Consider the following 14,080-nt stretch of genomic DNA (forward strand, 5'->3'; position numbering starts at 1 on the left):
TCTTTCATTTTTGATTATCAATCGGGATATAGATTTCTGTTAATAACTCATCAAGAGCTGTTTCATTCGGAGTATTACAATAAACTTCAAAGATCAACGGTTGCTTTTGATAGTATCCACTTTTAGGAAACCATTCCTCATATATCGTTTTATAAAAATAGGGCAAATCAGCATAATTCCCTTTGTACTTAAAAACTGCATACGTACCGCCAGGTACTTCTTGTATCGAAAATTTGCCTCTATGGCTAATTTCTTCAACCGGCATTATCCCGATATAAAACCGACATTGCTCTTTTGGTGTAACAATCGGATTATCCAAGCTAATACTTATGTAACGATTCTTTATATCAAACTTCAGATACTTTTTTTTATAAGATACCAATTCCTTCCAAATACTGGTATAGGCACGTTTACTATAAAAAGTATCCCCTACTTCCAGACAAACCGCCCTTTGTGTATTGATTCGTTTTATCTCAGGCTCAGGCAAGCTATCAGATACGAACTGATTGCCCACGGATTGGTATTTCGCACGATAATCTGACATAGAGAGCCCAAAATGCTTCTTAAATGCTTTCGCCAAACTGAATTTTGTTTGGTAATTAGTCTGTTCTCGTATCTTCTCAATAGATTGGATAGTAGCAATCAATAAATGGGCTATATATTCCAGACGTAGACGCTGAATATAGGTACCAACGTTTTCTCCGGTAATACTCTTGAATACTCTTCTAAAATGATAGAACGACAAATTAACCATTTCGGCTAATTGTTCAGGAGTAAGATCGCAAAAAAGATTTTGATTAATATAAGTTCTCACCCGATTAATAGCTGCATGATGCACACATTGCGTATTCTCCTTCTGACACCAACGCTTGAGAGTCGGCAAGCGTTTATTCAAGAGCACCTTTAATTCCTGCGGAGTATAATTCGTACCCGAATACCAATTATATTTATCCGTGTACTTCACCCAGATATCAACCATTTCACCCATAGAAATATCGACTATATACTCTCCATCTTTCAAGCAATAGTAACAATACTCATCACTACGGGAGTGATCGGCATTCGTCCCCAGATATTCCTCAATGTCGAAACGAAGAGGCATTCCACAACTTTGGCAATATTGTTTATCTGCTATTTGATCCATACTACAAAAATACAATGCCTATCTCAAATTTAGTTATCCGAAATAGGCATCTTTATAATTTCCTCCATAAAAATATGAATTAGACACAACTTTTTCACAAGAAAAGACATACCTTCGTTGTATGAAACCTACTACCCCTACCAGAGAACAAATGTGGGCAAAGCAGAAATTATCCGCCAATCACATTGATTATGCATTATGGGAGCGTAACAAGACTGCTCTCCATCAACTTTCCACTATTAGCCGCAGTTGCACATTCGTGGTTGATGTTTATAAATGCAGATACGCTTTTGCCTCTACCAACTTTGTAGATTTATTAGGTTATGAAAGTCATAAAATCGCCACAGTGGAGAAGCAGGGAGATTATTTGGAATCCCGGATTCATCTTGATGATAGGCAGCAGTTGGAAAAATTACAAGTACAGTTAGCTCAATTCATCTACAATCAACCTTTAAAGCAGCGCAATGATTATTGCAATATCTATAGTTTCCGGGTACTAAACGCCAGACAACAATACATTCGCGTCATTAGTAAGCAACGTGTACTGGAACAAGACCGCACTGGAAAAGCATGGCTTATCTTGGGAGATATGGATATTGCTCCCAATCAGAAGGAATCAGAACAGGTAGATTGCACCGTTCTGAATCTTAAGGATGGAAAAATGTTTTCCCCTCAAACCCTCTTACAACCACAAATCAATCTCACCCAACGAGAAATTGAGATACTGCGCCTTATCCAAAATGGTTTTCTAAGTAAAGAGATTGCCAATAAACTATCTATCAGCATACATACTGTCAATATCCATCGGCAAAATCTTTTGCATAAGTTAGGGGTACAAAACTCTATTGAAGCTATCAACAGAGGTCTGGAGCTTGGTGCACTGAATTAATTACACAATCTTCTTCCGCCAATTAAAACGCCACAAGTAGAAAGCCGAAAATAGAAAAATAGAGAGAGCGTAAGCATGTTCTGATGCCCATAACCCAAGAAGATCTGGTCTGCAATTCCCAATCAGCACAATATATATACAGTAAACTGAAAGTGATAAAAGACCTATTACTAATGAAGAGAATGTATTCCCCGTTCCGGAAACTGCATAGTACAATACAAAAGCAGGTACAGTGATAACGTACGATGAAAACATAACATATAGTGGATTTATAGCCATGCCGACAAGCAGTTGATTATCCGTATATATCTGTAAAAGCCAAGTTGGCAACAATACTCCAATGCACACAATAGGCAAACAAGTTGTATAGCAAAGCAACGTTATCTTCTTACAAATATTGCTTATCGGATTTCTTCTATCCGTACCCAATATATTACTGATAAACGCACTTCCAGTAGAGGCAAACGCCATTACAAATATAAATGGTATCGCCGAAATGCTTCTGACAACATTGGAAACAGCCAACGATTGTTCTCCAAGATGTTCTATCGTAATAAAGAACATGAACCATGATACAAACGAAAGTAACGATTGCAACATCGTCCAAGTAGATAAATTCAGAATACGTTTCATATATTGCCAACGTATTCTTAACTTGCTTATATTCATGATATTCCTCTCACCTTTGGCTATGTAAACAGTAAGTATCAACGCCGCTACTCCTTCTGCAATAGTCGAACCGATAGCCGCCCCACTTATCCCCCAAGCAGGAAAACCTAACTTTCCGAAGATCAGTACATAGTTAAAAACTATATTTACAAGTACCATAACCGACGAACTTACCGCCAGGATTTTCGTATGAGTAACTCCAACAAAATAGGCTCTGAAAGCCACTATCAGAAAGGAGAAAGGTAGCCCGTACAATCGCCAATCCATATAAGCAATCACATTCTGATAGATAGTATCAGAATGGATAAAATAATTCAGAAGAAAAGGAAAACAGACTTTAGATAATCCAATAATCAAGAAAGACAATACCAAAAGGAAATATATTCCCGTACCGAATATATTTCGAATTTCATTTTGGTCTTTTTTTCCGTTTAACCGTGCAATCAATATTTGTAAGCCAACTCCAAAGCCTGAGCCTATAACATAGAGTATTAGATAGCACACTCCTGCCAAAGCAGAAGCAGCAAGCTCGACTTCCCCCAGATGTCCAAGGAAAGCAGTATCGGTAATACCAATTAATTGCTCTACCAAAAGGCTGAGAAGTATAGGATAAGTAGTTTGCCAGATCGTTCTATATGTGACCTGCATATTAAGGTAGCCACTCAATAATACCTGTAACCGGATGTTGCCGCTTCCATTCTTTCAATTCCTCATAACTCCGCACACCATCCCTAATCACAGCCTGATAATATTCCACTCCCATAAATTTATCCGTTTCAGGAGTATCGTATTTCAGTTTCATAATCGCATTTCTCGTCTCGTCCGTCAATACTGCAGAAATCCATTCTGCCATTTTTTCAAAGTATCCGTCATAACGAGAACCTTTCAGAATATGAATCATATCCAACTGCCAAAGTTCATGTTCTTCGTTCTGATACCAAGCGTGCCACTCCAAGCATGCCTCTTCTGTATCCAGCAGATTATTATACTCTACCCTCTTAATCGAATTATTTGCTGCCACTTTCTCCATTGCCCGGAAACTATCAACTGGAGTAATAGTTGATGAATAGACATGAAAATCAATATCTCGATGTTTCACCAACAACCCCATTTTCAAGGAACCGACCAAATTTATTTCCGCCCCTATCGACTTCCAGATATCAATAATGTCCGTTTTACGAACCACTTCCCATGCTTTCTGCTGATTTTTTGCAGCTAATTCTAGTATTTCTTTCATTGTTTGTTGATTTTGGGGCAAAGGTAGAGAGAAAGGTAAAGTCAGGAAATAGTTATTTATAGCTATTAGAGGCTAATCAAAAAAAGTACTCCAATCAAAGCATTTTTATCATTTCAAAATGCTTTCCTTTTACTGCGATCTTCTTTACTTCCAGAAAACGAGTGATAGCATCACATGACAGTTCTGTATTTATAATCTTTATCTGATTACTATTTATTAACTTGGTTACCTCTTCAAACAGTAATGTTCCTATACCTTTTCTTCTGCAACCTTTATCAACAGCTATTTGGGTAATATCCCCGGACTGAGATTCAAATATGCAATATCCCAATAAAATATCTTCAGCAAATATTCCCAAAGTAATAAAAACGTCAGGTACTCTGCTTATGGCCTCAAAACTATTTTGCCATGAAGGGCAGAAATCCCAAAAATCAGAAACTAGATAGTCAGCAATATTAATTTCCTTTATTATATAAGGAGAAACGGAGTTCTGCACTTGAAGACGAGTACAGACTTTTCGTATCATAAGCGGTCCGAACACCATAATAATTTCCAATACCGTTCAAAGTAAAAGCTACTATCTTATCACCTTCGAAAGCAGCGAATGAAAGATTAGGATTGAAGCCTCGCCTTTTTAACATTCGCTGGAGTTGTACTTTGTCCTGCTGAACTTCATATTCAGCAAAAGCCTGTTCAAATGCGGTGAATAAAACATCGAAACCGATATTGGCAAAGGATTTTATTTCTATCATACTATATTTCTTGTTATGCTTGCATTTTTTCCAAATATAAAGCATTTTCCCAATTTTTTCCAGATTCCCTTCTCATCTTTGCAATATAGAAACCAATAAAGTATTAATCATTAAAAATAAAGAAGTATGAAAAAGTTAGTAATGTTATTAATCTGTATGTTCACGATGCACACAATGGTAATGGCAGGTAACGATAAACCTATTGAAGTAAATCAACTTCCAGCAAAGGCACAGACGTTTATCAACACCTATTTCAAAAATAATAAAGTTGCATTGGCTAAGCAAGAAACAGAACTTTTCTATAAGAGCTATGATGTAGTATTCACTAATGGCGAAAAACTGGAATTTGACAAGTCTGGCGAATGGACGGAAATACAATGCCGTCAGAGTGAAGTTCCGGCACAAATCATTCCAGAAGCTATTAAAACTTATGTAAAGACGAATTATCCCGATGCTAAGATTTTGCAAATAGAACGAGACCAAAAAGAATATGAAATCAAGTTATCCAATCGTTGGGAAATCAAGTTTGACTCCAAAATGAGAGTTATTGATATTGACGACTAATTAAAAATAAAGATTTCAACCCATCATAGATTCCTGGAAGAGCGATAGTACCATGCGTTTCTTCCGGGAATTTTCTTGAAATAACCCGTAAATGCTGCTTTTCCATGCAGGGAGCTATCTTCGTCAAAAAGCTATCCACCAATGGGAAATGTATCAATTTCTTTCCCGGACGTGGCTGAGTGGCAAACCCTATATACAACTGCTTACCGGAGAAATCACTCATCGCAATTTCTTCCTCTGCCTGTTTCATAAAATATCCCTGATCCCACCACAAACTGGGATCCAACGCCATATAAGTATCAAAAGCCTCCGGATGAGTCAACAAAACATGAAGAGTAAACAGTCCGGCATACGAATGCCCCACCAGATAATTTGTCCCGTCAATAGGTAACTGCTTCTCAATCTCCGGTCGCAATTCCTCTACCAAAAAACGATAAAACAGTTCCGCTCCACCACCTTCCGGCTTATCTCCAGCTTGAACAGTTCCATCACGACGAGCAGCAGAACTTGTTGGTGTCAAGTCCCTCGTCCTATCTGTATTCAATACAGCTACCACTATACACGGAGGCAATGAAGACACTTTGGAAGCTGAAAACATTTGTGTAAAACCTACAACCGAATGAAAAAAAGAATCACCATCCAACAAATAAAGAACCGGATAACTCCTCTCAGGCTCTCCCGACCGAGTTTCCGGCTTATAAACCCAATAAATTCTTTCTTCATTCAGCAATTGGGAAAACATACGATGACATGTACCCACAGATATTGTCTCCTGAGCTTTCACTGGAAAGAGAAACACGCCACCAAATAACATCACAAACAGTATATGCAAATTTTTCATTCTACTCATTTTTTCGAGTTTGCAAAGGTCGGAGAAAATATCCTATCCGCCTATCCCCATTTTTAGGTATATTGTTACTTCATACAAGAAAATGCTACTAATATAGTAAGTAAGTATAGGGAGTATAAAATTAATCATATTCGTATGTTCCAAATCAAAAGTGAAAAGAGCTAAATGGATACTTTATCAAATACTAAATTCAAAAATAGATATATACATTTTTGTATATATACAAAAATGTATATATTTGCATTATTATTAAAAGAAGATTGATTATGATTGAAAATAAAACCGGAGCTTCTGTAGAAAAAGGGAATTTTTTTGGAAGAGAAAAAGAATTAAAAATTGCATGGAGAAAGATATGTGATGGAAATTCACTTATACTAGCAGCTCCTAGAAGAGTTGGGAAAACTTCTTTTGCAAAAAAGTTACAAGAGATGGCTGAACAAGAAGAATGGGATACTCTATTCTTGGATTTAGAAGGAGTTCACAGTGAAAAAGAATTTGTTGCTACTTTTATTGATAAGTTGAATGCTAAGAAGGGCATAGTAGCGAGAGGAGGTCAACAAATCATTGATATAATCAAGCAAGTTCAAACTACAATTTCTGCAGGAGGTGTAGATATTGGACTAGGATGGAAAGACCAAAGGGCAGATGTATTCAGAAACTTAGCTCACCTTATAGAAGAGATGGGAAAACGACAAATCCTAATCGTTTTGGATGAACTGGCTATTTTCTTAGATTATCTAATCGGAAAAGACAAAGAGAATATTGAAAATGTGCAGTTTTTCTTAAATTGGTTAAGAAGCTTCAGACAAAATAGAGAGTGTGCCCATTTATGGATATTTTGCAGCTCTGTCAGCATTGAGAACTTTTTATCCATACATAAACTGAGTCATACTGTAAATGATATAGAACCTTTCAAACTCGGAGCATTAAGTGACCAAGAAGCGATTGAATTATTAACTGCACTTAGTGACTCATACCAAATTAGTATGCCAGACGAATGTAAAAAATATATATTACAAAAGATTGGATGGGCTCTTCCATTCTATATACAAATCATATTCTCGGAAATTAGAGACCTTTCTTGTTATAATGACTTGATCAAGATAACAATTGAAAATGTCAATGAGGCTTATGAAAAATTACTCAGCAAACAGTATTTTAACACTTGGGAGGAGCGACTGAAAGAATACACTCCTCTCAACAAACCCATGAAACTAATTTTAGACAATTTGTCTAAAGTACCTGAAGGAGAATCTAGGGATATGATCAAGAATAAGATGTTGACCTTATATAATGATATTGATGAGGTTGATGAAATCTTAGGTTCTATCTTGGAAATTCTTAGTAACGACGGATATATAATACGAAATAAGGAAACAAATAAATATCAATTTCGTTCTTTCCTTTTAAGAGATTTTTGGTATAACAAATTTATAGCCTGATATTTATGAATATGGATAAACTTACTTTGACCCAAATTGGATTGTACAACACTCAAAGAGTAACGGACGAACAAGCAAAGAAGCTATTTATAGCTAGAAAAAAGCAGTTTGAAATAATCATGGATACGCTTGATCGTACTCAAGAAGATGACATGCCACAACATCAGCTCATTATTGCTCAAAGGGGAATGGGCAAAACTACTCTGTTGAAACGAATTGAAGTGGAACTTCGTACCGGCCCATGGAATAAGAGATTCATTCCATTACTTTTTCCGGAAGAACAATATAATGTAAGAAACCTATCTGAGTTTTGGCTCAATTGTATTGACGCTTTGGCTGATGTAATAGAGTTAGAACATAAAAAAGAAATGGTCAGTGAAATAGATCAGGTGGTAGGCAATTTGGCAGGTATCACCGATGATAACGAAAGAGCTAACGAAGCATATGGATTTTTGATTGCTGCTGCAAAAAGATTAAACAGAAGACCAGTTTTGCTTATAGATAATCTCAGTTTAATTTTTGACCGAATGGACATAAAGGAGCAGCATACTCTACGATCCTTAATGAGCGCAAATGGTGCACCCCTTATTATAGGTGCCAGTTCTATTATGATGGAAGGAACTACCGACTATCAAGCACCATTTTATGATGCATTCCGTATTCATCATTTAAATAAACTCAAAATAGAAGAGTTAACTGAAATACTTATAAACTTAGCTAATATAACTCACGAATCTCGTGTTATTCCCTCTATTCATCTACATGCCGCCCGATTAAGAGCGCTATATCAACTTACTGGAGGCAACCCACGCACCGCAGTAATGCTATTCAGGCTTATTCTCAAAGGTTTCTCTTCCGATATCAACGATGATCTTGAAGCCTTACTGGACGAAATTACTCCTATCTATAAAGCTCGCTTCGAAGAATTGTCCGATCAGATGCAAATCATTCTCGATGCTATAGCAATGAATTGGGAACCAATTACATTAGAACAATTAAGAGAAACGACTCGATATGAAAACAGCCAACTTTCTCCACAACTTAAGAGACTAGTTGATTCCGGTTGGATAGAGAAACCAACGAATAGGCAAGGTAAAAATGGTGCTTATGAGATAAGTGAACGAATATTCAATATTTGGTTTCTAATGAGAAGAAGCAGTAGAAGGCAAAAAAGAAGTGTCTTCTGTCTATCGAAGTTTATGGAAGCTTATTATGGAGAAGAAATAAAGGAAATAGCAGAACGCTGCCTTACATCTTCTTTTACTTGTACTAAACAAGTTATTGAAGCATTAGCCGCAGCTAAACTAACTCCGGATAAAAAGACTAGTGAGCAGCTTTATATGAAATCTAGAAAATTCATCTTCGATCATTTTCAAAAACAGCCAGAGCTATTAGATATCTTCGATCAAAGTGATCTATATGAAAAGAGTGATTTATCCTCCCTATTTAATGAATTAAAGGATAAGATTGACAATAAAGATTGGACTACATCTGAATTCTTAGCAGAAACTCTTATAAACAGGATCAAAAATCCTAAACTAAAAGCCAGCATATGTCTCTTAATTGCTGATAGTCTGATAATTTCAGAAGAATTTGATACTGCAGAAAAATGGTCTAAAAAAGCTTTAAAGCTAGATAATAATAATGTAGAATCATATATCAATCTTGCAATAATTAGCCACGATCATAAAAAAGATTATAATGAAGTTGAAAAGTGGTGCAAAAAAGCACTAACAGCCAATCCCTCCAATCCAATGGGAGCTTACTTTTTGGGGAAATTATATCATGAAAACTTAGGCAATATTCAGATGGCAGAGAAAATGTTTTTAAAGGCTATTGAGCTAAAACCGGATGATATAGAGTTCTACAATTCACTTGGATTTGTGTACTTTGAGAATCACAACTATGAAAAAGCACAAAAAGCATACAGTCAAGCACTTTTAATAAATTCCAACAATCCGATTTCTCTTTTCTATTCAGCCTATATTTATCATGATATTGGAAACACATCCAAAGCTATCGAATTTTACAAAAAAATAATCAAAAAAGATCCACATGATGAAATAGTGCTTTATAATCTTGCAACAATTTATAAAAATCTAAAAGAATATAATAAAGCGGAGAAACTGTACAAAAAAGTTATCAAGATTAATCCAAATGACAGTGATGCATATTATAATTTAGGAGACTTATATGAATTAACTGAATGCAATGAAAAAGCTATCAAAATATACGAAAAAATCATTGAATCAAATCCTCAAGAAATTGATGCATACATCAATTTAGGAGCACTTTATATAGTTAGCAATGACTTCTCTAAATCAGAGATAATACTCAAAAAGGTCATCGAAATAGATTCAACTAATGTACAGGCGTTAATAGGACTGGGAATAATAAGCGAACAAAAAAAGGATATTGAAAAAGCTATTAAGTGGTATGAACAATCAATAAACAACACACCTAGTTCACTAGCTTACTTGTCTTTAGCCAATTTATATGAGAATAATCAAGAATATTCGAATGCAGAGAAATATTATCTAAGTGCATTAGATTTAGAACCAGATAGAGCTGATATATGGGAACAATTTGGAGATTTATATCAATATCATATATCAAACTTTGCAAAAGCAGAAGAAGCCTATTTAAAAGCGCAAGTAATAGAAAACAGCAATTCGCTCAAATATAGTCTGATTGATTTATATCGTGATAGGATGAACCGAATAAAAGAAGCAGAAGAGATCTTCTTGAGTATAGATAAAGAAGAATTTCATAACTATATATATATTCTCAATCAAGTACTATTTGAACTTTACAATAAAAATGAAGGGAGTGCAGGTGACCTTTTATCTACATTACTGAAAAAGGAAAATGCAACCAACATAACAAACGAATTAGATAATTGGATTTATTTCGCTGGACAAGTTTATAAATTGGGATACGCAGATTTTCTATTAAATCATTTAAGTCAAAATGAGTATAACATAAGCATGGCTCCTTATTTTTATGCCATTAAAGCTTTGACAACAAAAGAACCTCTTCTTTATCTTGATACAGTAGCAGCGGAGGTTCGTGATATATCTATAGATATTGTAAATAAAATCAGATTAAAATTATAGTACTTCATACAAGAAAATGCTTGAACCTCCTTTTCCGAGCTTCAAGCATTTTCTTTTTTTCATACCCAGTTATAAACAAGTTCGTTACTTAATTCCGGGTTTAGCACATTTACTTCTTAATTCATTTCATCGTATTTACGCCAAGTGCTCCTAAAACAGCAGTGGCTACGGCGACTAAGACTTTCAGGATATTAGTCCAAATTGTTTTTTTCTTCATTATAATTCATGCTTTAATGATTCACTAATCTTTTATCCAAGAGGATGATCATTTTCATCACCACCACTACCTGAGTTACCACCATTTTGATCATCATTCGAAGGAGAATCATTATTACCAAGACGGTCGAGATCTTTAAAGGTAAGACCATCGGAACGAGTAGTGCCGGAAGTATGAATACGAATGTCATTATTTGCACGAAAACAGATACGAAGTCCATTGATGTTACTTACAGTGAAATCTTCAAATTTATCCGTGCCCTCACTACTGGCAGCAAGATAGAAATATCCTAAGCCGTCAATATTTACCGAACGACCGGAAAGAAGATTTTTCTTCAACAAAGTACGAAAGTCTTTGAGAACACTAATCGTTTCACCTTCACTAACTCCTGATTGAGTACTAATTTCATTAGCTACTTCTTTCAAGGTTGCCGGGTTATCATACTTGTACACTAATTGAGCATAATACTTCTTTCCCGAATTGGGATTGCCTAAATCAAATAGGCGGTTTACTCTTCTAAATCGAATTGCCATAATTTTACGATTTTGTTAATTAATTGAATGGTTAATAATCTCTTTGTCAACGTTAACGCTGCAAAGATGGGACAACTCGTAAAAAAGTGAAAGGACACAAATATTTATGCATATTTTTGTCCTTTACAATATTCGGAGAAGGAGTAGAACAACAATTTACAGTACAAAAGAGGCCAATCGAGTTAAATAAAGGACAAAAGGCAGGTGACTATAGCTGTGTTTTTGTTACTCCAGCATTTCAAAGATCGAAAAATCTATCTCCACAACTCACCTGTAGTATCAGTCAGTACGTTCCTGAATGCAACGAACCGTATGGGCATCACTTTTATACATACTGGGAGCTTCATACACTTTATCTGTATCCAGTCTTGTAGCATAACCGCTATCTATATTATACTGATTACAAGACCAAACAGTGCATAAGCTACCAATAGACACAAACGTATTGAAATATCTGCCATATCCTGTAAAACGGAAATAAGAAGTGTGACCACTGCCTTGTGCTTCATAATAGATCAGATAACCTCCGTCTTTACTTTTCGTGGCGTCATTGCTTACATTCTTCCCCTTGTTGACCACGGCCCCCATCTCTGCTTTCGATGCTATCCGCCACCCGGCAGGACAGGGGTCCGACAGTGTTTTGGTATTACCCCATGTGGCAGCACTCATTTCATTAGTCCATGCCGGACCAACACCCATACCTACATATGCACCGGTACCTTCTTTGGCATAAAATACGGTAGGATTCCGACAAGTGTATTGTATGTTTCCAAGGCTCATACTACCTCCGTTTACTATATAAGTCATTCCATTAGCTCCATAACGGTTCAGCATACCCTCAGGTGGCGTTGTTGAATTCTTATTATCAATAGTAGAAATATCTTTCTCCGTATAGCTACTAGGAAATGGATCTTTGCGTCCCCATTGGTAATGCAGCCCATTTGTTTTCGACTTTTCCAGATAAGTGGCCGGAGCTGCATCCACATATCCTGCCATCGCTCCCAAATTACGGTCCATCATAGGATACATACCGTTATTGCCCAAAGTAAAGCGTAATTTACGCTTATTGACAGGCTCTAATATCTGTTCTGTTCCATTTGTGTCCGGATTATAGTCAGTTATCCATACATGCCAGCTCCATATTATGTTGCCCGTACCATTCGGTCCGTCATACGCTGCAATCGCTCCGTTACCGCCCGAAGTATTTGCCGCCACACGGCAATATATCAGGCACTGCCCCTTACTATTAGCAGGAGAGACAGTTATATCACTGCCATCCATCCGCCTGATATCCACAATATTCGTGTGGTCGTTATCAGAGTTCGCAAGTCCCATCACCGGATCACCCACATCGCCATTCTCACGGGTTTGCCAAAGCAATTTCACAGACTTTATTCCTGTACCGGCAGTGCTATACCAACTAGTCATCCGTGAATTGGTAATTTCCGAACCATTTTGCTGAAACGCAAACGGGTCGAAACAGAATGCCCCACCCGGTGCCACCATAAAGCAGTTGGCAGTAGAAATTAAATTATTATTATTCTCCGAAGCCGGAATAGGGTCTATATAGGTCACGCGGCGGTCGCCCGTAGGAATACCTACATGATTAAAATTCACTTCATAAACGTAATCCTTATTCCGGTACATATTGAAGTCATTTGATGCACCGGAGCCGATATGGACTCGGTAATCCAGTTTCTTTTTAGCATCTGATGTGTTCACTGCTACAAAATTCAGAAAAGCGCTACCTGTCGGGGCATTTGCTTTCGTACGCTGTATATCCGATGTAGCAGCAGCACTTTCACCTCTTACATTAGCCGGAACCCAATAAGAATAACTACCTTTTGCTGCATTAGTATCGCTGACCGGGATTTCCAATGTAGTGAATTGTGATAGTAATGAAGGATAAGTTCCATCACTTTCCTGCTTGTCTACCACCGCATAATTCAGTGGAATACTTTGTAACAAGAGTTGCTTCAATTTATATCCCGACACATTGTATTCCCAATTCACTGTCAGTCTTGTAGCAAGCCGTTTCAGTAGCAAACGGATATCATAACTGCCTTCTTTACTCTGGATAACGGGATTACCGCCAACCACAGCCACTTTTACATGTTCCAGATGAAGCACATAAGGCATCGCATTCATACTTCCTCTTACAGAAGGGTCTATTCCGTTCATAATCGACGTACTCACTGTCATACTCTGCACATCTTCTAAAGACTTACTGCCTAAAGCAGCTACCGCTCCACCACTTCCACGTGCCACAAGTACCAGCTGGCAATCACTACGTTCTACCAGATTAACACTCAAATGTTCTCCGATTCCTACATCGCCAAAGTCATTCCCCGTTCCTGCTATATAATCTCCATTTGGCTCATATTGCCTGATTTCAAGGTTATAAAGTTTATCAGGCGTATCCGTAGATGCACGTGTTAACACAGGGGATACGAGGCTCGCGTTGCGGCGAGCCGTTGCGGTACAACCCATCATCATTATCTTCTGCAAAACCAAAGTTCAGCGACACCGCCACCAATTTTTCACCCGTTGATGGAGATACAGGTTCATCAATCCGTTCCTCACACCCTGTCAGTCCAATGAAAATAACAAACAAACTCAAAAAGTTCAATAAAATCCATTTCATATCATTATTATATTTATATCATT

Annotated in this window: 14 protein-coding genes; 4 read left to right on the top strand and 10 right to left on the bottom strand. The window is 36.9% G+C overall.

Going from position 1 to position 14,080, the window contains the following annotated elements:
- Positions 1 to 4: 4 nt before the first annotated feature.
- The gene (locus Q1W14_RS17960) at positions 5 to 1,144 is read right to left on the bottom strand and encodes a GyrI-like domain-containing protein (protein ID WP_300703910.1); all 1,140 of its coding nucleotides are present in this window, start codon (positions 1,142 to 1,144) and stop codon (positions 5 to 7) included.
- 121 nt (positions 1,145 to 1,265) lie between these two features.
- On the opposite strand from Q1W14_RS17960, the gene Q1W14_RS17965 reads away from it, so the two are divergent.
- Positions 1,266 to 2,033, top strand: coding sequence for a LuxR C-terminal-related transcriptional regulator (locus tag Q1W14_RS17965; protein ID WP_300703912.1), 768 nt, complete (start codon positions 1,266 to 1,268; stop codon positions 2,031 to 2,033).
- Here the strand turns inward: Q1W14_RS17965 and Q1W14_RS17970 are convergent, their stop codons facing one another.
- From Q1W14_RS17970 to Q1W14_RS17985, 4 genes are all read right to left on the bottom strand, one after another.
- Complete coding sequence (locus Q1W14_RS17970; RefSeq protein ID WP_300703915.1) at positions 2,034 to 3,350, bottom strand: MATE family efflux transporter; 1,317 nt, start codon at positions 3,348 to 3,350, stop codon at positions 2,034 to 2,036.
- Position 3,351: 1 nt separating this feature from the next.
- Complete coding sequence (locus Q1W14_RS17975; RefSeq protein WP_300703917.1) at positions 3,352 to 3,939, bottom strand: phosphoglycerate mutase family protein; 588 nt, start codon at positions 3,937 to 3,939, stop codon at positions 3,352 to 3,354.
- Positions 3,940 to 4,033: 94 nt separating this feature from the next.
- The gene (locus tag Q1W14_RS17980) at positions 4,034 to 4,435 is read right to left on the bottom strand and encodes a GNAT family N-acetyltransferase (protein WP_300703919.1); all 402 of its coding nucleotides are present in this window, start codon (positions 4,433 to 4,435) and stop codon (positions 4,034 to 4,036) included.
- Complete coding sequence (locus Q1W14_RS17985) at positions 4,395 to 4,691, bottom strand: hypothetical protein (RefSeq protein WP_300703922.1); 297 nt, start codon at positions 4,689 to 4,691, stop codon at positions 4,395 to 4,397. Before Q1W14_RS17985 ends, Q1W14_RS17980 begins: the two co-directional genes overlap by 41 nt.
- Before the next feature lie 126 nt (positions 4,692 to 4,817).
- On the opposite strand from Q1W14_RS17985, the gene Q1W14_RS17990 reads away from it, so the two are divergent.
- Entirely contained in the window at positions 4,818 to 5,255 is a 438-nt protein-coding gene (locus tag Q1W14_RS17990) for a PepSY-like domain-containing protein (RefSeq protein WP_300703925.1), read from the top strand.
- Here Q1W14_RS17990 and Q1W14_RS17995 read toward each other — a convergent pair.
- On the bottom strand, positions 5,236 to 6,096 hold the full coding sequence (locus Q1W14_RS17995; RefSeq protein ID WP_300703927.1) for an alpha/beta fold hydrolase: 861 nt from the start codon (positions 6,094 to 6,096) through the stop codon (positions 5,236 to 5,238). The two genes, Q1W14_RS17990 and Q1W14_RS17995, sit on opposite strands and share 20 nt — an antisense overlap.
- Positions 6,097 to 6,371: 275 nt before the next feature.
- On the opposite strand from Q1W14_RS17995, the gene Q1W14_RS18000 reads away from it, so the two are divergent.
- Positions 6,372 to 7,547, top strand: coding sequence for an ATP-binding protein (locus Q1W14_RS18000; protein ID WP_300703929.1), 1,176 nt, complete (start codon positions 6,372 to 6,374; stop codon positions 7,545 to 7,547).
- Between the two features lie 5 nt (positions 7,548 to 7,552).
- Positions 7,553 to 10,663, top strand: coding sequence for an ATP-binding protein (locus Q1W14_RS18005; protein WP_300703932.1), 3,111 nt, complete (start codon positions 7,553 to 7,555; stop codon positions 10,661 to 10,663).
- 121 nt (positions 10,664 to 10,784) lie between these two features.
- Here the strand turns inward: Q1W14_RS18005 and Q1W14_RS18010 are convergent, their stop codons facing one another.
- The 4 genes from Q1W14_RS18010 to Q1W14_RS18025 all read right to left on the bottom strand — a co-directional run bounded on the left by Q1W14_RS18010 (position 10,785) and on the right by Q1W14_RS18025 (position 14,057).
- On the bottom strand, positions 10,785 to 10,880 hold the full coding sequence (locus Q1W14_RS18010) for a smalltalk protein (RefSeq protein WP_300703934.1): 96 nt from the start codon (positions 10,878 to 10,880) through the stop codon (positions 10,785 to 10,787).
- A gap of 32 nt (positions 10,881 to 10,912) precedes the next feature.
- The gene (locus Q1W14_RS18015; RefSeq protein ID WP_300703935.1) at positions 10,913 to 11,413 is read right to left on the bottom strand and encodes an HU family DNA-binding protein; all 501 of its coding nucleotides are present in this window, start codon (positions 11,411 to 11,413) and stop codon (positions 10,913 to 10,915) included.
- 279 nt (positions 11,414 to 11,692) lie between these two features.
- Complete coding sequence (locus tag Q1W14_RS18020; protein WP_300703937.1) at positions 11,693 to 13,855, bottom strand: DUF4906 domain-containing protein; 2,163 nt, start codon at positions 13,853 to 13,855, stop codon at positions 11,693 to 11,695.
- Positions 13,824 to 14,057, bottom strand: coding sequence for a hypothetical protein (locus Q1W14_RS18025; RefSeq protein WP_300703940.1), 234 nt, complete (start codon positions 14,055 to 14,057; stop codon positions 13,824 to 13,826). Before Q1W14_RS18025 ends, Q1W14_RS18020 begins: the two co-directional genes overlap by 32 nt.
- Positions 14,058 to 14,080: the final 23 nt, after the last annotated feature.

This window comes from Bacteroides sp., assembly GCF_030151085.1.
Classification (GTDB): domain Bacteria; phylum Bacteroidota; class Bacteroidia; order Bacteroidales; family Bacteroidaceae; genus Bacteroides.

Bases quoted from the DNA above. Each gene is read 5' to 3' on its own strand.
- Q1W14_RS17960 (WP_300703910.1), bottom strand. From the start codon at position 1,144: ATGGATCAAATAGCAGATAAACAATATTGCCAAAGTTGTGGAATGCCT.
- Q1W14_RS17970 (WP_300703915.1), bottom strand. From the start codon at position 3,350: ATGCAGGTCACATATAGAACGATCTGGCAAACTACTTATCCTATACTT.
- Q1W14_RS18025 (WP_300703940.1), bottom strand. From the start codon at position 14,057: ATGAAATGGATTTTATTGAACTTTTTGAGTTTGTTTGTTATTTTCATT.
- Q1W14_RS17990 (WP_300703925.1), top strand. From the start codon at position 4,818: ATGAAAAAGTTAGTAATGTTATTAATCTGTATGTTCACGATGCACACA.
- Q1W14_RS17995 (WP_300703927.1), bottom strand. From the start codon at position 6,096: ATGAAAAATTTGCATATACTGTTTGTGATGTTATTTGGTGGCGTGTTT.
- Q1W14_RS18015 (WP_300703935.1), bottom strand. From the start codon at position 11,413: ATGGCAATTCGATTTAGAAGAGTAAACCGCCTATTTGATTTAGGCAAT.
- Q1W14_RS17985 (WP_300703922.1), bottom strand. From the start codon at position 4,691: ATGATAGAAATAAAATCCTTTGCCAATATCGGTTTCGATGTTTTATTC.
- Q1W14_RS18000 (WP_300703929.1), top strand. From the start codon at position 6,372: ATGATTGAAAATAAAACCGGAGCTTCTGTAGAAAAAGGGAATTTTTTT.
- Q1W14_RS18005 (WP_300703932.1), top strand. From the start codon at position 7,553: ATGAATATGGATAAACTTACTTTGACCCAAATTGGATTGTACAACACT.
- Q1W14_RS18010 (WP_300703934.1), bottom strand. From the start codon at position 10,880: ATGAAGAAAAAAACAATTTGGACTAATATCCTGAAAGTCTTAGTCGCC.
- Q1W14_RS17975 (WP_300703917.1), bottom strand. From the start codon at position 3,939: ATGAAAGAAATACTAGAATTAGCTGCAAAAAATCAGCAGAAAGCATGG.
- Q1W14_RS17965 (WP_300703912.1), top strand. From the start codon at position 1,266: ATGAAACCTACTACCCCTACCAGAGAACAAATGTGGGCAAAGCAGAAA.